Here is an 18,761-nt window from a genome sequence, read left to right as displayed (position 1 = left end):
GATCAGGCGGATGCCGGCGGGGGCGAAGATGTCCATGGCGTCCATGAAGACCGACCCCATGATGCCGAACATGTCGGTCACGCCGTTGGCGGCAAGGGTCTCGACGAAGGCTTCCGAGGGGGTCATGGCCTGCGGGCCGGCGGTGGCGGCGCCGTCGGCGGGTTGGGTCTTGAGGGATTCGGGCAAGTGTTCGCTCATGGTGTCGTGTCTCCAGTCTATCGATCTCAAAACGGAACCAAATGTTCCGAAAAGTGTTCGTGAGTCGAAATGTAGGATGTGAGCGCGAGATGGTCAATAGAAGAATTCGATAAACGGAATGCCATGTACCTAAAAACGGTAGTAAATACCCTTTAAAGTGCAGCAAGAGCAATCTGGCGGGCCGTGTGGACCCACAGTTGGTCCCCGCTGGCTCTAACCCGGCGAGGGCCGGCTTTCTACCATAGGGCTACACCGCGCTCAGGGCTTGCTTCAACAGCATCCGGTGCGCGCCGGGCTGACTCTCCGCAGAGAAGAGCGCCGCTAAAACGAGAGGACGCAAAGACGTCCCAACCAGACGGAGACATTGGCATGCTTCATGCTCATCACCTCTTCCTCCTCGAGCAGGCACCGCCCTGGTGCCAGGCTTCCCGTGCCGGCGATCTCCGCCACAGCACACCACACAGTCAATCTTGAGGAGGTTCATCATGCGTTGGATCAAGCAGCTTGCAGCAAGCGTGGTCATGGCGGCGGTCGTCGCCCCGGGCGCCTACGCGCAGACCAGGGAAGTCGTCATCGCCTACCAGGACATGGTGGTGCCGTGGCGCTACGCGCAGGACATGAAGGAAGTCGAGAAGCAGACCGGCTACAAGGTCTCGTTCCGCCAGTTCGGCGGCGGCGGCGACGTGATCCGCGCGATGGCTTCGGGCCAGATCGCGATCGGCGAAGCCGGCACCTCGCCGATTGCCTCGGCGCTGTCGCAGGGGCTGGACGTGGAGCTCTTCTGGATCCTCGACGACATCAACGCGGCCGAAGCCATGGTGGCGCGCAACGGCAGCAATATCAACAGCGTGGCCGACCTCAAGGGCAAGCGGGTGGGCGTGCCCTTTGTCTCCACCACGCACTACCACACGCTGGTAGCGCTGGAGCAGGCCAAGATCAATCCCAAGGACGTCAAGATCATGAACATGCGGCCGCCCGAAGTGGCCGCGGCCTGGGAGCGCGGCGACATCGACGCCACCTTCATCTGGGATCCGGTGCTGGCCAAGCTCAAGCAATCKGGCAAGGTGCTGGTGACCTCCGGCAAGATCGCCGCCGAAACCGGCAAGGCGACCTTCGACGRCATGATCGCCAACAAGAAGTTCGCGCGCGAGAACCCCGAGTTCATGGTCAAGTTCGTCAAGATCCTGGCCGCGGCGGATGACAAGTATCGCCAGGACAAGGCCGCATGGACCGCGGAATCGCCGATGGTGAAGGCGGTTGCCAAAGTCTCCGGCGCCAAGGCCGAAGCCGTGCCGGCCAGCATGGCGCTGTACGGATTCCCCACGCTGGAGGAGCAAGCCTCGCCCCGCTGGCTGGGCGGCGGCGCGGCCAAGGCGCTGCAATCGGCGGCGCAGTTCCTGAAGGAGCAGGGCACCATCCAGACCGTGCTGCCGGACTACGGAACGGGCGTCAATGCGGAGTGGGTAAAGCGGGCCCTTGCCACCAGGACGCCGGCCTGACTGTCTTGTGCGCCGCGGAGCGGGCGATGTCCGCTCCGTGGCCTTGAATGACCTTTTCCGGAAGTTTGCAGCTATGGCCAAACTCGAAATCGACAACCTCAGCGTTAACTACGGCGGCCGTGGCGGCGCCGAAACGCTGGCCCTGTCGCAAGTCAATCTCACTATGGAGCGCGGCGATTTCGTCGTCGCGCTGGGCGCCTCCGGGTGCGGCAAGACGACCTTGCTGTCATGCATTGCCGGCTTCATGCAACCCTCGGAAGGCGAGATCCGCCTCGACGGCAAGACTGTGCACGGTCCTGGTGCCGAGCGCGGCGTGGTGTTCCAGAAGCATGCATTGATGCCCTGGCTCAATGTGCTGGACAACGTGGCGCTGGGCCTGCGGCTGCGCGGCGTGCCGCGCGCCGAGCGCCTGCGCATCGCGCAGGAAAAGCTGGCGCTGGTCGGGCTGGAGAAGGTGGCGGCCAAGCCCGTCTACCAGCTCTCCGGCGGCATGCAGCAGCGCGTTGGCATTGCCCGCACGCTGGCCAACGACCCTGCGGTGATGCTGATGGACGAACCGCTCGGCGCGCTGGATGCGCTCACGCGTGAAACCATCCAGGCGCTGATCCTCAAGCTGTGGGCCGCGGAACAGAAAATCGTGTTCTTCATCACCCACAGCGTGGAGGAAGCATTGTTCCTGGCCACCCGCCTGATCGTGATGACGCCTTCCCCGGGACGCATCGCGCATACCTACGAGCTGCCCTTCGCGCGGCGCTTCATTGCCTGCGGCGATGCCCGCGAAGTCAAGTCCGATCCCGAGTTCATCCGGTACCGCGAAGAAATCGTCGACCTGATCCATGCCACGCCCTGAGGAGTCCGACATGACTGCTACCGCCCAACGACTCGACCCCCCTCCCGGCGCGGGCGCCATGCCCGCCAGGCCGGCCGCGCGCCGCATGAAGGCCGTCTCCGGCTACCGCCTGCCAGGCGAGGGCTCAAGCTCGCGCATCTCCACCATCACCGTGGTCTCGCTGCTGGCGCTGTGGTGGATCGCCAGCCACCTGCGCTGGCTGCCGCCACTGTTCCTGCCCACGCCGGAATCCATCATCAATGCCTTTATCGATGCCTGGAACGGCAATGTGCAAGGCGGCCTGCCGCTGACGGAGCACTTCCGCGCCAGCATGGTGCGCGTGTTCGGCGCCTTCGCGCTGGCCACGGTCACGGCCGTGCCGATCGGCGTGATGATGGGCGTGTCGCGCATCGCGCGCGGCGTGTTCGATCCGCCCATCGAGTTCTACCGGCCGCTGCCGCCGCTGGCCTACCTGCCGCTGATCGTGATCTGGTTCGGCATCGATGAAACGTCGAAGATCCTGCTGATCTTCCTGGCCTGCTTCGCGCCGCTGGCGATGTCGGCGCAGGCGGGGGTGCGCTCGGTCACCATCGAGCAGATCAATGCGGCGTACTCGATGGGGGCCAACCGGTGGCAGGTGATCCGCCATGTGGTGATTCCCGCGGCGCTGCCCGACATCCTGACCGGGATGCGCATCGCCATCGGCTTCGGCTGGACCACGCTGGTTGCCGCCGAGATGGTGGCCGCCACGTCGGGCCTTGGCCAGATGGTGCTCAACGCGTCGAACTTCCTGCGCACGGATGTGGTGATCATGGGCATCGGGCTGATCGGCCTGATTGCCTATACCTTCGACCTGCTGATGCGCAAGACGGAGAAGTGGCTGGTGCCCTGGAAGGGAAGGATGTAAAGCCAGAGCCTGTGCCGTGCCGGGCGCCGCTATCCGCGCCGCCCGTTTCCCCGTCTAGAACGTAGCGGCCAGCTCCCTGGCCGTTTCCTGCAAGCGCGGCACGAACTCCAGCGAGCGCGACAGCGGCGAGCGTGCCGTGGGCGCATGCACCGCCAGGGCCGCCACCACCTGCCCGCGCTCATCGCGCACCGGCACCGCCACGCAGGAAATCCCCGCCACGAATTCCTCGTTGTCCACGCCAAGCTGCTTGTGGGCGCTGCGGTCCAGCTCGGCTTCGAGCAGTTCCACGTCGGTGACGGTATTGGGCGTAAAGCGCTCCAGCGGCAACTGCCGCACCAGCGCGGCGCGCTGCTCGCGCGGCAGCAGCGACAGCAGCAGCTTGCCGCTGGCAGAGCAGTGCAGCGGCACGCGCGATCCGGGTTTCAGGTCCAGCCGCAGCGGCCACGGGGCTTCCATGCGGTCCAGGTACAGCACCGAGGTTTCGTGCAGCATAGTCAGGTTGACCGTTTCGCCGATATCGGCCACCAGCCGTGCCAGGATGGCATGGCGCAACTGGCGTGTGCCCGAATGCGTGACGATGGCCACGCCCAGCCGCGAGAGGCGCGGCCCCACCGCGTAGGCGTTGCGCGCACCGGGCTCGCGGATCACCAGCCCGCCCGCTTCCAGCGCGCCAAGCATGCGGTGCAGGGAAGCCTTGGGCGCTTCGAAACCCTGCATGATTTCCGCCAGCGACAAGGGCCGGTCCGCCGCCACCAGGAATTCCAGCAGCGCGAAGGCGCGCAGCGTGGGGGTGTCGCGGTCCGCAGCGGCATCGGCTGCGGCGTTCGGGACCGGCGGCGTGGCGGCCGGTTCTTCCAGCCGCAAGGGCGCCGCCGCGCGCGCGCCTTTGGCGGATTTTTCCTTGGGTGCCTCGGGAGGCGCTTTTCTTTGTGCTGCTGCTGTTGCCGATTTCAATTCGGACTCCGTTCCGGAAAACGAGACAGATTGATTGTATTCCACTTCAGACCTTCGCTTGTGGGCAGCATCAGCCAGCGCGTCTGCCGCCCCTTGTCGGGAGCGGGCAAGGGCCTAGCGTTCGTCGCAAAGTACTTTTGCCATGCCGCGCGCCGCCTCGCGCAACGTCGGCACCGCTCGCACCAGCGCCTCCAGCGATACCCGGGCCGTGGGCGCGTGACAGGCGATAGCCGCTATCACGGGGCCATCCGGGGCGGCGGCGTCAGCCGTGCCGCCGCCGGCGCGCACGGGTACCRCCACCGCCGTCATGCCGCGGACGAACTCTTCGTTATCCACGCCGATACCCTGGGCGCCGAGGCGGTCCAGTTCAGTGTCGAGCGCGCCGATGTCGGTCAGGGTGCGCGGCGTATAGCCGCGGATTTCCAGGCGCCGCAACGTCTGCTGCCGCTCCGCGCGCGACATGGCCGCCAGGAACAGCTTGCCGCTCGCCGTGCAGTGAAGGGGCACGCGGATGCCCGGCGAGAGTTGCAGGCGCAGGGGCTCATCCGTCTCCACCCGTTCCACATAGAGCACATGGTCGCCGTCCATCGTGGTCAGGTTGCAGGTCTCGCCAAGGCTGGCAACCAGCCGGCCAAGAATGGCGCGGCATTCGCGCAGCATTGGTGGCCCTTTTAGTGTCTGCATCGCAATCGCGGCTGCCCTGGGGCCGGGCATGAAGCCGCGCTCCGCGGGCATCTGCACGACAAAGCCGGCGCTTTCCATGGCGCGCAGCAGGCGCATCAGCGTGGTCTTGGGCATGCGCTGGCGCTGCGCCAGTTGCGCCAGGGTCTGCGGATGCTGGGCGCGCGCGAGGCATTCCAGCACCGTCAGCGCCCGCAGGGTGCGGTCCTCGTCGTCGGCGGCTGGCTTCGTGCTCTCTGCTGCGCTGCGATTCTGAAACGGAAATTGCACATTCTGTTTCATATTCTGTGTCTCCTCACAATTTGCCTTCTTATTCTGGGTTCTCGTTCATAAGATCGGAACAATTCGTTTCAGTATAAGTGGCGCCGCCAACGGCAGCAAAGGGCATGACTGGCCCTGGCGGCAGATAACAAGGAGACAGCGACGATGTCGCAAACCGTTGATTACATCGTGGTAGGAGCCGGTTCGGCCGGTTGCGTACTGGCCAATCGCCTGAGCGAAAACGGCCGGCATGCGGTCTGCCTGCTGGAGGCCGGTCCTCCCGACCGCTATCCGTGGATTCACATCCCCATCGGCTACGGCAAGACCATGTTCCACAAGACGGTCAACTGGGGCTTCTATACCGACCCTGATCCCAATATGCTCGACCGCCGCATCTACTGGCCACGCGGGCGCACCCTGGGCGGATGCAGCGCCATCAATGGCCTGATCTACGTGCGCGGCCAGCGGCAGGACTACGATCACTGGGCCGCGCTGGGCAATCCCGGGTGGGGCTGGGATGAATGCCTGCCGTACTTCCGCAAGCTGGAGAACAACGACCTCGGCGAAGGGCCCACCCACGGCACGGCCGGGCCGCTCAATGCCACTTCCATCGACAGCCGCCATCCGCTGGTGGATGCCTTCATCGAGGCAGGCCAGCGGCTGGGCGTGCCTTACCGCGAGGACTTCAACACCGGCGAGCAGGAAGGCGCCGGCTACTATCAGCTGACCACGCGCAAGGGCTGGCGCTGTTCCACGGCGGTCGCCTACCTGCGCCCGGCGCGGGGGCGGCCGAACCTGCGCATCGAGACCGACGCGCATGCCACCGCGATCCTGTTCGAGGGGCGGCGCGCCATCGGCGTGCGCTACATGCAAGGCGGCAGGTCATGCACCGTGCTGGCGCGGCGCGAGGTGCTGCTCTGCGCCGGCGCGCTGCAATCGCCGCAGTTGCTGCAACTGTCGGGCATCGGCCCCGCGCCGCTGCTGCAATCGCTGGGGGTGCAGGTGGTGCACGCCTTGCCTGGTGTCGGGGAAAACCTGCAGGACCACCTCCAGGTCCGGCTTATCTACGAAGTCTCCAAGCCGATCACCACCAACGACCAGTTGCGCACCTTGTCCGGCAAGGCGCGCATGGGGCTGGAATGGCTGCTGTTCCGCAAGGGGCCGCTGGCGATCGGCATCAACCAGGGCGCCATGTTCTGCCGTGCCCTGCCGGACGAAAGCGCTACGCCGGACACGCAGTTCCATTTCTCCACGTTGTCCGCGGATATGGCGGGCGGCAATGTCCACCCGTTCTCCGGCTGCACGTATTCGGTTTGCCAGCTGCGGCCGGAATCGCGGGGATCGGTGCGCATCAAGTCGACCGATCCCTTCGAGCCGCCGTCCATGCAGCCGAACTATCTCTCGACCGAACTGGACCAGCGCAGCGCGGTGGCGGCGGTGAAGTTCGCGCGCAGCGTGGCCCAGGCCGAACCCATGCGCGGGCTGATGAAGCGCGAGTTCCGGCCCGGCGATGCGGTGCGCTCGGACGACGAGATCCTGCATTTTTGCCGCCAGTACGGCGCCACCATCTTCCATCCGTCCGGCACGGCCCGCATGGGGCCCGCCCGCGACGCGCTGGCGGTGGTCGATGCCCGCCTGCGCGTGCATGGCGTGGCGGGCCTGCGCGTGGTGGATTGCTCGATCATGCCGGCGCTGGTGTCGGGTAACACCAATGTCCCGGTGGTGATGGTGGCCGAACGCGCCGCCGATTTCATCCTGGAAGACGCGCGGCGGGAGGTACCGGTCGGCGCGGCGGCATGATGCCCCGGTAAAGGAGGAAGGTCCCGCTGTTTTTCTGCAAGCCCCGGCGCTCAACAATCACATCATTCCAGCGGGCGCCGCTTACCTGTGTGAGGAGACAAAGATGGCAAGCCCCAATGAAAAGGCGATTCGCAAGGTCGTGATGGCGTCGGTGATCGGCGCCACCATCGAGTGGTATGACTTTTTCCTCTACGGCGTGGTCGCCGGCATTGTGTTCAACAAGCTGTACTTCCCGGCCGGCGATCCGCTGGTGGCAACCATGCTGGCGTACACAACCTTTGCGGTCGGGTTCCTGACGCGGCCGCTTGGCGGCGTGATCTTCGGCCACTTCGGCGACCGCATCGGCCGCAAGAGCATGCTGGTGATGACGCTGATGATCATGGGCGTGTCCACATTCCTGATCGGGCTTGTGCCGACCTACGACAGCATCGGTTTGTGGGCACCCGTGCTGCTGTTGCTGCTGCGCGTCTTCCAGGGGATCGGGCTGGGCGGGGAATGGGGCGGGGCGGTGCTGATGGCCTATGAATACGCGCCGGCGCACCGCAAGGGCTTCTACGCCTCCCTGCCGCAGATCGGCCTGGCGATCGGCTTGTGCCTGGCATCGGGCGTGGTCGCCTTGCTCTCGCTGCTGCTGACGGACGCCCAGTTCCTCGCCTGGGGCTGGCGTGTTGCCTTTATCGTGTCGGCGGCGATGGTCTTCGTCGGCATGTATATCCGCCTGAACGTCAAGGAAACGCCGGAGTTCGCCGCGGTCAAGCGACAGAACGCCGAGACGCAGATTCCTTTCGTCGACATGATGCGGCGTTATCCGGGCAATATCCTCAAGGGCATGGGCGCACGGTATATCGACGGCGTGTTCTTCAATATCTTCGGCGTATTCTCGATCACCTACCTGACCCAGACCATCCACATCTCGCGTACCCAGGCCCTGGTCGGCGTGATGGCGTCCGCGGTGGTGATGTGTTTCTTCATCCCGTTCTTCGGCGGCCTGTCGGATCGCATCGGGCGCACGCGTGTCTACTTCTGGGGCTCGCTGATCACCGCTTTCTCCTCGTTCCCGGCCTTCTGGCTGATGCTCAACGGCGGGCAGAACGTGATGCTGCTCTGGCTGGCCATCGTGGTGCCCTTCGGTATCTTCTACGCGGCCGTGTACGGGCCGGAGGCCGCACTGTTCTGCGAGCTGTTCGACGCCAGGGTGCGCTATACCGGCATCTCCTTCGTGTACCAGTTCTCGGGCATCTTTGCCTCCGGCATCACGCCCATCGTTGCCACCGCCTTGCTCAAGAGCGGCGGCGGAGCGCCGTGGCAGATCTGCGCCTATGCGGTCTTCGCCGGTGTGGTGTCGGCCCTGTGCGCCGCGTTGATCGGGAGGCAGATGCGCCGGGTGTCCGCGATCAGCGCGCCAACTGCAGCGTGACGATGCCCGCCACCACCAGCGCCGTCGCTACCAGGCGGCGCTTGTCGAACGGCTCGCGTAGCAGGAAATGCCCGAGCAGCGCTGCAAAGATCACGCTGGATTCGCGCAGCGCCGCCAGCTTGGTCACTGGCGCCATCGTCATGGCCCAGAGCATCAGCGCGTAGGAACCCACGCGGTTGATGCCGCCGATCCAGGCGCGTTTCCACTCCTGGCGGAACAGGGTCAGCAGCGTTCGCCCGCGCTGGCTGAAGGCAAAGCCGGGCATGAAGATATGCGACAGCAACTGCAGCCAGGCGATATAGGAGAAGACGTCTCCATATCGCTTGACCGCGGTACCGTCGATCACGGTGCCGCCGGCCAGGCAGGCGCCCGCCAGCAGGGCGAAGGCCATCAGGTCGGGGGACTGGCTGCGCCAGCGTACCAGGCTGACCAGGCCGATGCAGATCAGGGCGATGCCGGCATAGCCGCCGGGGCCGAGCCGCTCGGCGCCGGTCAGCAGGAGGATCATGGCGACCATCAACGGGGCGGAGCCGCGCATCAGGGGGTAGGCCTGGCTGAAGTCGCCGCGGTTATAGGCGGCTACCAGCGATAGTTTGTAGCCGACTTCTAGTGTGACGGTGGCGAGGAGGAAGGGCCAAACCTGGGGGGCGGGTAGCGGTACCAGGAATACCATTGGCAATGCCACGAGGAAGCAGAAGCTGTCGATCAGCGCCATCGACGATAGGCGGTCGCCGCCGATCTTGACGATGGCGTTCCAGGAGGCGTGCATGATCGCGGAGAGCATGACGGCTAGGAAGGGGGTGGCGGGGGAGTCGGGGGGGAGGGGCATTTGGGGGGGGGCTTGGGGGCTTGATGCAACCGCTTAACGTCAAAAGCCTAAAGTCAAAGGCAGTTTCACCACCCCTGTGGGGCGGCGACCTACTTTCTTGTCTTGCCAAGAAAGTAGGCAAAGAAGGCGCCCCATACGGCCTGGTACACCTTGACGGCTCGCTTCGCATCGCGCTGGGGTGTGGCCCGCCCTTGAAGGCGCAGCACACGGCTACACCGAATCGTTGTTCTGGTGGCACCGCTGTTGTTTGATGTCCCTGGACATCAAGCGTTGGGGCTTTCGTCCGGTACCCGCTTCTGCCGGCGAGCCGCCGTTTGCCATCCACTGGTTCACTCCCCTCTCCCGCTTGCGGGAGAGGGGGCGGGCGTTTGCCCGGACGACGGCTCTGCAAATGCCTCAAGCCGCCCGCGCCAGCGGTGCCTTCATCTCGATGCCCATTTCGCGGAGCGTTTCGTCGATTGCGCTCACCACGTTGCGCATCTCGTTGGCGTCGATGGCGCCGATGCAGCCCACGCGGAATGTCTCGACCTGTGTCAGCTTGCCGGGGTAGAGGATGTAGCCGCGTTCGCGTACCTTGGCGTAGAAGGTCTTGAAGTCATAGCGCGCATCGGACGGTGCATGGAACGTTACGATGATTGGCGCTTGCACCGTGGGCGAGAGGAAGGGGCGGAAGCCCAGTTCCGCCATGCCGCTCACCAGCGTTTCATAGTTGGCTTGATAACGCGCACCGCGTACAGGCTGCCCGCCTTCTTCCAGGAACTGGTCGAGCGCGGCACGGAAGGCCGCTACCACGTGCGTGGGCGGCGTGAAGCGCCACTGGGTGGTCTTCTGCATATAGGTGTACTGGTCGTACAGGTCCAGCACCAGCGAATGGCTGTTGCCCTGGCTGGCTTCCAGCACGGTCTTCTTCACCAGCACGAAGCCCATGCCCGGTACGCCTTCGATGCACTTGCCCGTGGCCGCCACCAGCGCGTCGAACGGCATGGTGCGCGCGTCGATGTCCAGCGCGCCGAAGGAGCTCATGGCATCCACGATCAGGCCCTTGCCCAGGCGCGCGCATAGCGCGGCGATCTCGGGCAGGGGGTTGAGCACGCCGGCGCCGGTTTCGCAATGGACCTGCGCCACATGGGTGATCGACGGATCGCGGGCGAGCGCGGCTTCGATCAGCGCGGCGGTCGCCGGCTGGTCTTCGGGGATCGGCAGTTCCACGCTGGCGCGGCCCAGTACCTTGCAGATCTTGAGGATGCGCTGGCAATAGGCGCCGTTCTGCGGCACCAGCACCTTGCCGTCGCGCGGCACGACATTGGCGATGGCGGCTTCCACCGAGAAGGTGCCGCTGCCCTGCATGGGCACGCAGACGTGGCTGCCCTGTCCGTGCACGATGGCGATGAGGTCGTCGCACAGGCTGCGGGTGATGGCGTTGAAGCTGGTGTCCCAGGATCCCCAGTCGCGCAGCATGGCTTGCTTGGTGGCGAGCGAGGTGGTGAGGGGGCCGGGGGTTAGCAGGATGGGGTCGTTGCCGCGGATCATGGTTGTGCTCCAGGGATGGATTCAGGGATTGGGATCGTTGGAGTGATGGCTTCCGTGCCTCGTGGGCATGGAATGCCGTTGGGTTGCGTCAGTCGTTGCGGCCGGATTGCCGCCAGGCCTGCGTCTTCGCATCGAGCACGCGCTGCAGCAGGTAGTACAGCAGGCAGGCGAAGGCGGAGGTCAGCACCACCAGCGTGGCCATGGCGGCAGCGGGACCGATGTCGCCGCTTTCGTCGAGATTGACGATCTCCACTGAGGCTAGCTTGGTATCCGCGCCATACAGGAAGACAACCGCCGATACGGTGGTCATGGCGTTGATGAACAGGTAGCGCGAGATGTCCAGGATGGCGGGCAGGCAGGCCGGCACCGTGACCTTGAGGAAGGTGGTGTAGAAGGGCACCTTGAGCGAGGCGGAAACGGCTTCGAACTCGCTGTCGAGCTGCTTGAGCGCCGTTACCGCGGTCAGGTGGCAGGAGGCGTAGTAGTGCACGATGGTCACCAGCACCAGGATGCCCAGCGTCTGGTACATGACGTTGAGCGGGTTGGCCGCCGGCACGAAGAAGAAGATGTAGCCCAGTCCGAGCACCAGCCCCGGCACGCCCATCGGCAGCACCGCCATCAGCCGCACGAAGCCGCGCAGCCAGTCCAGCCCGCGTGTCTTCTCCAGCAGGTAGGCTGTGCTGAAGATGAAGACGGGTCCCGGCAGCGCGCAGGCGATCGCCAGGCGCAGGCTGTTGAAGTACGAGTCCACCACGCCGCCTTCCACCAGGCCAACCCGGTAGTGATCGAGCGAGAGCGAGAAGTCATAGGGCCACAGCTTGACGAACGATGCATAGATCGCCATGCCCATCACCGCCACCATCAGCGCTGCCATGACCCAGCAGAATGCGGCCATGGAGAGATCGAAGCGCCGGCTGCGGCGCGGCACGTACGGCACGGAGCGGGCGGTCATCAGCGCCATCTGGCGGCGCTGCGCGCGCGCGTCGATGTAATAGGTGACGGCCACTGGCACCAGCAGCATCAGCGATACCACCGCCCCCTGCGAGAAATCCTGCATGCCRATCACCAGCTTGTAGATATCGGTGGCCAGCATATGGAAGTTGCCGCCGATCACCTTGGGAATGCCGAAGTCGGAGATCGCATAGGTGAACACCACCATGGCCGCGCTGACCAGCCCGTAGCGCGCGCCGGGCACCGTGATGGTGAGGAATTTCCGCAACGTGGAGGTGCCGAGCGCGTCGGCCGCTTCGTACAGGCGCGCGTCCGTCAGCGACAGCGCGGTGATCAGGATCATCAGCGCATGCGGGAAGGTGGCGAACACCATCGACGCGACGATGCCCAGCGGGCCGTAGATCTGCGTCTCGCCCATGTACGGCTTGAGCAGGCCCTGGTTGCCGAACCAGAAGATAAAGGAGATCGCCGCCAGCAACGAGGGCGCCAGCAGGGGGATCATCGCCAGGTTGCGCAGCATGCCCTTGCAGGCGATGCGGCTGCGCGTGAGCGCGTAGGCGAAGGCGAAGGCCAGCGGCACGGTCAGCGCGGTGGCCAGCGCCGATACCCACACGCTGTTCCACACCGAGCGCAGCAGCGCGGGAGACTCCAGGTAGGCGCGGAAGTGCGCGAGGCCGGCGAGGCTGCCGGCGCGGTTCTGCACGCTCTTGGCCAGGATCATCACGATGGGCGCCAGCACGAAGCACAGCAGGGCCAGCGCGGCCACACCCAGCAGGGCGAGCGCCAGGCGGTCGGTCCAGTGCGCGCGCACGCGGGTGGCGGCGGGGGTGGCTTCAGCCACCGGGGCGGTGGATAGGCTGAGGCTCATGCTTGGCGGAAGATGCGGATGCGGTCGGCGGGAATGGCCAGGCGCAGCAAATCGCCGGCGCTGGGGCGCAAGTCGTGCAGGTCGTTCAGCGAAAGATCCGCGTAGAGCGTGGCGCAGTGGCCGCCCGTGTCCGGCAACCTGAGCGTGAGGCGGGAAAACGCGCCCAGGAACTCGATCTTGTCGACGGTAGCGTCCAGCACGTTGCCGCCGTGCTGCTCGATGCCGCGCACGCAGACATCCTCTGGCCGGAAGAACACCTGCACGGATTCATCCGTGCAACAGCCGGGCGGCGTCGCGCAGCGCATGCGCGTGCCGCCAAAGTGCAGTTCGCCGTCGCCGCCCACGCGCGCCGCCAGCATATTGGTGCGGCCGACAAAATCGGCTGCGAACGGCGTGGAAGGGCGCTGGTAGATCTGCGCGGGCGTGCCGATCTGCTCGATGGCGCCCTGGTTCATCACCACGATGCGGTCGGCCATCGACAGTGCTTCTTCCTGGTCGTGCGTGACCAGGATGGTGGTGATGTTCAGCCGCTGCTGCAGCGCGCGGATCTCTCCGCGCAGCCGCCCGCGCACGCGTGCGTCCAGCGCGGAGAGCGGCTCGTCCAGCAGCAGCAGGCCGGGCGAGGTAGCCAGCGCGCGGGCGATGGCCACGCGCTGCTGCTGCCCGCCGGAAAGCTGGGCCGGGTACTGCCCGCCGCGCTCGGGCAGGCCGACCATGGTCAGCAGTTCCGCCACGCGCTCCTGCCGCTGCGCGCGCGGCATGCGGCGGTTGACCAGGCCATAGGCCACGTTGTCCGCCACGGTGAGATTGGGGAACAGCGCGTAGGACTGGAACACGATGCCGTAGTCGCGTTCCATTGGCGGCAGGGTGGAGATGTCGCGGCCGGCCTGGATGATGGTGCCGGCGCTTTGCGATTCCAGTCCGGCGATGATGCGCAGCAAGGTGGTCTTGCCGCAGCCGGAGGGCCCGAGGAAACACAGCAGTTCGCCCTGGCGTACCTCCAGGTCGATATGTTGCAGGGCGGTAAAGCCGCCGAAGCGCTTCTGGATGCCTTGCAGGCTGAGGTAGCTATCGAGCCTGGCGGTCATGTTTTGCATGGTGTGTCGCCTCTTGTGGGGGTGAGGGCTGGCTTGGCTCGCTGCCGCGCACGGGCATGGCGTCGTGCCCGTGCGCGCTGGCGGCCATATTGTTTGCCTTATTGTTTGCCTTATTGCTTTTCCGACTTGCCGCTATAGCGCTTCTGCCATTCGTTGAGCACGCGCTCGCGGTTCTTGGCGATATAGCTGAAGTCGTTCTTGACCAGCATCTTTTCGTAGTTCACAGGGATGCTCTCCACCTTCTTGGCGATGCCGGGATAGGCCACGATGGCCCAGTCGCGGGCGAACAGTTCATTGGCTTCCTTGCTGGCCAGCCAGTCCAGGTAACGCTGCGCGGCCTCCAGCTTCTTGGTGCCCTTGACGATGCCGGCGGCCTCGATGTCGTAACCCAGCCCCTCGGTCGGGAAGATCATGTCGATGGGCGCGCCCGAGGCCTTGGTCTTGTGCGCGCGCAGCTCGAACGAGATGCCGATCGGGAACTCGCCGGCGCCGGCCTGCTTGCACGGCTTGGAGCCGGAGTGCGTGTACTGGGCGATGTTTTCGTGTAACGCGTCCATGTACTTCCAGCCTTCCTGCTCGCCGAACAGTTGCAGCCACGCGGTCACGTCGAGAAAACCGGTGCCGGACGACGCCGGGTTGGGCATCACGATCATGCCCTTGTAGACAGGCTTGGTCAGGTCGCGCCAGGTTTCCGGCTTGGGCAGGTTGCGCTTCTTGGCCTCCACGGTGTTGAAGCAGATGGTGGCGCCCCATACGTCCAGTCCGACCCAGTTAGGTGGCGTGGCCTTGTCGCTGTAGTCGCGGGTGAGACGGTCGAAGCCCTTTGGCGAGTAAGGCGTCAGCATGTTTTCCTGTTTAAGCAGTTCCAGGCTGGATGCGGCCAGCCCGGCGATCACGTCGGCCTGCGGATTGGCTTTTTCCGCGAGCGCCTTGGCGGTGATCACGCCGGTGGAATCCCGCACGTACTTCAGTTCGATGTCCGGGGCGACCTCGGCGAAGCCCTCGGCGTAGGGCTTCAGCGTCTCGATCTCCCACGCCGTATAGACGGTGAGGGTGGTCTTCTGCGCCATCGCGGTACTGGCGCAACACAGGGCGAGGGCGCCGGCGGCCAGGTGCGGAACGAACTTGAACGTCGCTTTCATGTGGGGCTCCTTGTGGCATTTTAGGTTGTATTGTGTGTCAATTTGGTGAATTTGTTGCAGCGCTTTGGGGCATGTTGCACCACCATCGCATCACCACATATCACCGTTAAACCCTTGTTTTACAACGCTTGCAAGACGTGTGCCCGGACTTTCACGGGATGCTGGGCGGCGTTTCGTGCTCTTCATCGGTACCTGGTTTGTTGACAATATACAAACTGCTTGCTTTAATGACAACCAGGAATTTCGATGGTCCCGAATCAGGAGTCTTCATGTCACGGCCAGCCGCTCAGTCGAGCGATATTGCGATCCTGCAGAGCCAGTCGCTGACCACCCTGGTGCAGCGCGAGCTTGAAATGCGCATCGTGTCCGGCGGTCTGCTACCCGGCGCCAGGCTCAATGAAATCGAACTCGCGGGCGAGTTCAATGTGTCGCGCGGCCCGCTGCGCGAAGCCTTCCGGGCGCTGGAGCAGGCCGGCCTGCTGCGCACCGAGAAAAACCGCGGCGTGTTCGTGCGCGCCATCTCCCTGGAAGAAGCCGACGAAATCTATGCGCTGCGCGCGGTGCTGGACGAATACGTGGGCCGCCTGCTCGCCGCCAACATCACGGCCGAAGGCGTGCGCGAGCTGCGCGCGCTGATCGAGGCCATGGGCGCGGCCAGCACCGCGCGCGATCTCGACGAATACACCCGCCTCAACCTCGCCCTGCACGACCGCATGGTGGAGCTCGCCGGCAACCGCAAGCTGGTGGATACCTATCGGCGCCTGGTCAAGGAACTCACCCTGTACCGGCGCGAGGCGCTGTCCGCCGACAGCAACGCCATTCCCACCTCGACCCGCGAGCACCGCGAGATCGTGTCCGCCATTGCCGGGCGCGACGTGGAGCTGGCCGGCAGGCTGATGCGCGAGCACGTGGAACGTGGCCGCGCCCGCATGCATGCCGCCGTCGATGGCGGCGCCGCTACCCATACGCCCTGAAGCTTTTCCTCTCCCGCACAGGAACCCCCGATATGTCGAACCCGAATCTTTCCAGCGTCGCCGCACCGAGCATCACTGTCAATCAGCGCACCTACCAATGGATGAAACAGCCCGTGGTGGTGGTCTGCGTGGACGGTTGTGAGTTCGATTACCTGGAAGCGGCCGCCGCCAGCGGCAGCGCGCCCTACCTGAAACGCCTGCTGGCCGAAGGCGCCAGCTTCCGCGGGGCGTGCGTGGTGCCCACCTTCACCAACCCCAACAATCTCTCCATCGTGTGCGGGGCGCCGCCGGCGGTGCACGGCATCTGTGGCAACTACTTCTTCGACCGCAGCGCCAACGGCGGGCGCGGCGAGGAAGTCATGATGAACGACCCCAAGTACCTGCGCGCCGGTACCATCCTGGCCGCCTTTGCCGACGCCGGCGCCAGCGTGGCGGTGGTGACCGCCAAGGACAAGCTGCGCCGCCTGCTCGGCTACGGCATGCGCGGCATCTGCTTTTCCTCGGAGAAGGCCGACCAGGCCACGGTGGAGGAGAACGGTATCGACAACGTGCTGGAACTGGTCGGCATGCCGGTGCCGGACGTGTACAGCGCGGCGTTGTCCGAGTTTGTCTTTGCGGCAGGCGTGCGGCTGATGGAAACGCGGCGGCCGGACCTGATGTACCTGTCCACCACCGACTACATCCAGCACAAGTTCGCCCCTGGCTCGGACGGCGCCAACGCCTTCTACGCCATGATGGACAAATACCTGGCGCAGCTCGACGCGCTCGGCTGCGTGGTGGCGCTGACCGCCGACCACGGCATGAACGCAAAGCACGACGACGCCACCAAGGCCCCCAACGTGATCTACCTGCAGGACCAGCTCGATGCGTGGCTGGGCCGCGGCGTGGAGGCGGGCGGCGCGCGCGTGATCCTGCCGATCACCGATCCCTACGTGGTGCACCACGGCGCGCTGGGCTCGTATGCCACTGTCTATCTGCCGGAGGATGCCGACCGCGCCGCGCTCAAGGAACGGCTGGCGGCGCTGCCGGGCATCGAAAGCGTGCTCGATAACGCCGAGGCCTGCGCGCGCTTCGAACTGCCGCCGGACCGGGTGGGCGATCTCGTGATCGTCAGCGGCAAGCATGTGGTACTGGGCACCAGCCAGAGCCGGCACGACCTGTCCGGCCTGGACGCGCCGCTGCGCTCGCATGGCGGCGTGTCGGAGCAGACCGTGCCGCTGGTGTTCAACCGCGCCACGGCGGGCATTCCCGGCAAGGCGCAGCTACGCAACTTCGACATCTTCGATGTCGCGCTCAATCACCTGCACTGAGCGCAGCCCCAATCCGCCCGAATCCTTGACGCGAGAACCGACATGAATGCCCCCCAGTTTTCCGCCGGCCAGGTCAGCCCGCATTTCCGCGCCGAAGCGCTGCGCATCGACGGCAAGAAGATGACGCGCGAGCGCGTGATCGAAGTCTGCAGCCCCTACGATGGCTCGCTGGTCGGCACCGTGCCGATGGCCAGCGTGGAAGACGTGCGGCATGCCTTTGCCGTGGCGCGCGCGTACCGCTCCACGCTGACCCGCTTCGAACGCGCCGCCATCCTCAACCGCGCCGCCGCGCTGCTGCGCGAGCGGGTGGAGGAAGCGTCGGACCTGATCACGCTCGAATCCGGGTTGTGCAAGAAGGACTCGCTCTACGAGATCGGCCGGGTGGCCGACGTGCTTGGCTTTGCCGCCAACGAAACCCTGCGCGACGACGGCCAGCTGTTCTCCTGCGACCTGACCCCGCACGGCAAGAAGCGCCGCGTGATGACCCAGCGCTCGCCGTTCCTCGGCGTGATCTGCGCCATCACGCCGTTCAACCATCCGATGAACCAGGTCGCGCACAAGGTGGCGCCGTCCATCGCCACCAACAACCGCATGGTGCTCAAGCCGTCGGAAAAGGTGCCGCTGTCGGCCTACTACCTGGCCGACATACTGTATGAAGCCGGCCTGCCGCCGCAGATGCTGCAGGTGGTGACGGGCGACCCGCGCGAAATCGCCGACGAGCTGATCACCCATCCCTCGGTGGACCTGGTCACCTTCACCGGAGGCGTCGGCATCGGAAAGTACATCGCCAACAAGGCTGGCTACAAGCGCGTGGTGCTGGAACTGGGCGGGAACGATCCGCTGATCGTGATGGACGACGCCGACCTGGAACGCGCCGCGGACCTGGCGGTGCAGGGCTCGTACAAGAATTCCGGGCAGCGGTGCACTGCGGTCAAGCGCATGCTGGTGCACCAGGCTGTGGCCGACCGCTTCACCGAGATGGTGGTGGAAAAGACCCGTGCCTGGAAATATGGGGACCCGATGGATCGTACCGTGGACATGGGCACCGTGATCGACGCCGAGGCTGCCGCGCTGTTCGAGTCCCGCGTGAAGGAGGCGGTGGCGCAGGGGGCGCGGCTGGTGCTGGGCAATCTTCGCGACGGCGCGCGCTATTCGCCTACGGTGATCGATCGTGTCGATCCGGCCATGACGGTGGTGCGCGAGGAAACCTTTGGGCCGGTCTCGCCCATTATTACCTTCCGGGATATCGATGACGCCATCCGTATTTCCAACGGCACCGCGTTTGGTTTGTCCTCGGGGGTATGCACCAACCGGATGGACGACTTTGCCCGCTTTGCGGATGAGTTGCAGGTGGGTACGGTCAACCTGTGGGAAGTGCCTGGTTATCGTATCGAACTTACGCCGTTTGGGGGGATCAAGGATTCGGGGCTTGGCTATAAGGAGGGTGTGCAGGAGGCGATTAAGAGTTTTACTAATTTGAAGTCGATTACGATGCCTTGGGGGTAGGGGGTAGG

Annotated in this window: 15 protein-coding genes and 1 pseudogene; 8 read left to right on the top strand and 8 right to left on the bottom strand. The window is 65.3% G+C overall.

Annotated features, from left to right (window positions below; translation table 11 throughout):
- Window positions 1-198, bottom strand: a pseudogene (locus AC1DT6_RS38655) (sulfoacetaldehyde acetyltransferase); the annotation flags it as partial.
- A 485-nt stretch (window positions 199-683) separates the two neighbouring features.
- On the opposite strand from AC1DT6_RS38655, the gene tauA reads away from it, so the two are divergent.
- The 3 genes from tauA (at window position 684) to AC1DT6_RS38640 (ending at window position 3,433) form a co-directional block, all read left to right on the top strand.
- Window positions 684-1,697 carry a taurine ABC transporter substrate-binding protein gene (gene tauA / locus AC1DT6_RS38650; protein WP_477115488.1) on the top strand — a complete coding sequence of 338 codons (1,014 nt, stop codon included), beginning with the start codon at window positions 684-686 and terminating at the stop codon, window positions 1,695-1,697.
- A 73-nt stretch (window positions 1,698-1,770) separates the two neighbouring features.
- Window positions 1,771-2,547: a taurine ABC transporter ATP-binding protein gene (locus tag AC1DT6_RS38645; RefSeq protein WP_045243183.1), complete on the top strand. Its 777-nt coding sequence runs from the start codon at window positions 1,771-1,773 to the stop codon at window positions 2,545-2,547.
- A gap of 10 nt (window positions 2,548-2,557) precedes the next feature.
- Window positions 2,558-3,433, top strand: coding sequence for an ABC transporter permease subunit (locus AC1DT6_RS38640; protein ID WP_441635872.1), 876 nt, complete (start codon window positions 2,558-2,560; stop codon window positions 3,431-3,433).
- Window positions 3,434-3,487: 54 nt separating this feature from the next.
- On the opposite strand, the gene AC1DT6_RS38635 is transcribed toward AC1DT6_RS38640, so the two are convergent.
- Both AC1DT6_RS38635 and AC1DT6_RS38630 read right to left on the bottom strand, forming a co-directional pair.
- On the bottom strand, window positions 3,488-4,216 hold the full coding sequence (locus AC1DT6_RS38635; RefSeq protein WP_428180526.1) for an IclR family transcriptional regulator: 729 nt from the start codon (window positions 4,214-4,216) through the stop codon (window positions 3,488-3,490).
- A 285-nt stretch (window positions 4,217-4,501) separates the two neighbouring features.
- The gene (locus AC1DT6_RS38630) at window positions 4,502-5,350 is read right to left on the bottom strand and encodes an IclR family transcriptional regulator (RefSeq protein ID WP_477115487.1); all 849 of its coding nucleotides are present in this window, start codon (window positions 5,348-5,350) and stop codon (window positions 4,502-4,504) included.
- A gap of 144 nt (window positions 5,351-5,494) precedes the next feature.
- Between AC1DT6_RS38630 and AC1DT6_RS38625 the strand changes: the two genes are divergently transcribed.
- Complete coding sequence (locus AC1DT6_RS38625) at window positions 5,495-7,129, top strand: GMC family oxidoreductase (protein WP_441635868.1); 1,635 nt, start codon at window positions 5,495-5,497, stop codon at window positions 7,127-7,129.
- A 103-nt stretch (window positions 7,130-7,232) separates the two neighbouring features.
- Window positions 7,233-8,546 (top strand): MFS transporter, encoded by a 1,314-nt coding sequence (locus tag AC1DT6_RS38620; RefSeq protein ID WP_477111535.1) that lies wholly within the window; start codon window positions 7,233-7,235, stop codon window positions 8,544-8,546.
- On the opposite strand, the gene AC1DT6_RS38615 is transcribed toward AC1DT6_RS38620, so the two are convergent.
- From AC1DT6_RS38615 to AC1DT6_RS38595, 5 genes are all read right to left on the bottom strand, one after another.
- Window positions 8,524-9,375: an EamA family transporter gene (locus tag AC1DT6_RS38615; RefSeq protein WP_428180524.1), complete on the bottom strand. Its 852-nt coding sequence runs from the start codon at window positions 9,373-9,375 to the stop codon at window positions 8,524-8,526. The two genes, AC1DT6_RS38620 and AC1DT6_RS38615, sit on opposite strands and share 23 nt — an antisense overlap.
- 396 nt (window positions 9,376-9,771) lie before the next feature.
- On the bottom strand, window positions 9,772-10,905 hold the full coding sequence (locus tag AC1DT6_RS38610) for a 2-aminoethylphosphonate--pyruvate transaminase (protein WP_441635864.1): 1,134 nt from the start codon (window positions 10,903-10,905) through the stop codon (window positions 9,772-9,774).
- Between the two features lie 88 nt (window positions 10,906-10,993).
- The gene (locus tag AC1DT6_RS38605; protein WP_441635862.1) at window positions 10,994-12,724 is read right to left on the bottom strand and encodes a putative 2-aminoethylphosphonate ABC transporter permease subunit; all 1,731 of its coding nucleotides are present in this window, start codon (window positions 12,722-12,724) and stop codon (window positions 10,994-10,996) included.
- A complete protein-coding gene (locus AC1DT6_RS38600; protein ID WP_441635860.1) occupies window positions 12,721-13,821 on the bottom strand; it encodes a putative 2-aminoethylphosphonate ABC transporter ATP-binding protein in 1,101 nt (366 codons plus the stop codon). Before AC1DT6_RS38600 ends, AC1DT6_RS38605 begins: the two co-directional genes overlap by 4 nt.
- Window positions 13,822-13,931: 110 nt before the next feature.
- Window positions 13,932-14,963 (bottom strand): putative 2-aminoethylphosphonate ABC transporter substrate-binding protein, encoded by a 1,032-nt coding sequence (locus AC1DT6_RS38595; protein WP_441635858.1) that lies wholly within the window; start codon window positions 14,961-14,963, stop codon window positions 13,932-13,934.
- Between the two features lie 269 nt (window positions 14,964-15,232).
- On the opposite strand from AC1DT6_RS38595, the gene AC1DT6_RS38590 reads away from it, so the two are divergent.
- From AC1DT6_RS38590 to phnY, 3 genes are read left to right on the top strand one after another with little or no spacing between them, the layout of a single operon-like run.
- Window positions 15,233-15,937: a phosphonate utilization associated transcriptional regulator gene (locus tag AC1DT6_RS38590; protein ID WP_441635856.1), complete on the top strand. Its 705-nt coding sequence runs from the start codon at window positions 15,233-15,235 to the stop codon at window positions 15,935-15,937.
- 32 nt (window positions 15,938-15,969) lie between these two features.
- Window positions 15,970-17,247, top strand: a complete 1,278-nt coding sequence (gene phnA / locus AC1DT6_RS38585) for a phosphonoacetate hydrolase (protein ID WP_441635854.1) — start codon at window positions 15,970-15,972, stop codon at window positions 17,245-17,247.
- Window positions 17,248-17,289: 42 nt separating this feature from the next.
- Window positions 17,290-18,753: a phosphonoacetaldehyde dehydrogenase gene (phnY, locus tag AC1DT6_RS38580; protein ID WP_441635852.1), complete on the top strand. Its 1,464-nt coding sequence runs from the start codon at window positions 17,290-17,292 to the stop codon at window positions 18,751-18,753.
- Window positions 18,754-18,761: the final 8 nt, after the last annotated feature.

This window comes from Cupriavidus sp. 01L45 (genome assembly GCF_056399885.1).
Note: the sequence above shows the minus strand (reverse complement) of the source record. Positions and strands in the feature narration are given on the sequence as shown.

Coding starts and splice junctions, on each gene's coding strand:
- phnY (WP_441635852.1), top strand. CDS start 17,290: ATGAATGCCCCCCAGTTTTCCGCCGGCCAGGTCAGCCCGCATTTCCGC.
- AC1DT6_RS38615 (WP_428180524.1), bottom strand. CDS start 9,375: ATGCCCCTCCCCCCCGACTCCCCCGCCACCCCCTTCCTAGCCGTCATG.
- AC1DT6_RS38620 (WP_477111535.1), top strand. CDS start 7,233: ATGGCAAGCCCCAATGAAAAGGCGATTCGCAAGGTCGTGATGGCGTCG.
- AC1DT6_RS38590 (WP_441635856.1), top strand. CDS start 15,233: ATGTCACGGCCAGCCGCTCAGTCGAGCGATATTGCGATCCTGCAGAGC.
- AC1DT6_RS38645 (WP_045243183.1), top strand. CDS start 1,771: ATGGCCAAACTCGAAATCGACAACCTCAGCGTTAACTACGGCGGCCGT.
- AC1DT6_RS38625 (WP_441635868.1), top strand. CDS start 5,495: ATGTCGCAAACCGTTGATTACATCGTGGTAGGAGCCGGTTCGGCCGGT.
- AC1DT6_RS38610 (WP_441635864.1), bottom strand. CDS start 10,905: ATGATCCGCGGCAACGACCCCATCCTGCTAACCCCCGGCCCCCTCACC.
- AC1DT6_RS38600 (WP_441635860.1), bottom strand. CDS start 13,821: ATGCAAAACATGACCGCCAGGCTCGATAGCTACCTCAGCCTGCAAGGC.
- AC1DT6_RS38595 (WP_441635858.1), bottom strand. CDS start 14,963: ATGAAAGCGACGTTCAAGTTCGTTCCGCACCTGGCCGCCGGCGCCCTC.
- phnA (WP_441635854.1), top strand. CDS start 15,970: ATGTCGAACCCGAATCTTTCCAGCGTCGCCGCACCGAGCATCACTGTC.
- AC1DT6_RS38640 (WP_441635872.1), top strand. CDS start 2,558: ATGACTGCTACCGCCCAACGACTCGACCCCCCTCCCGGCGCGGGCGCC.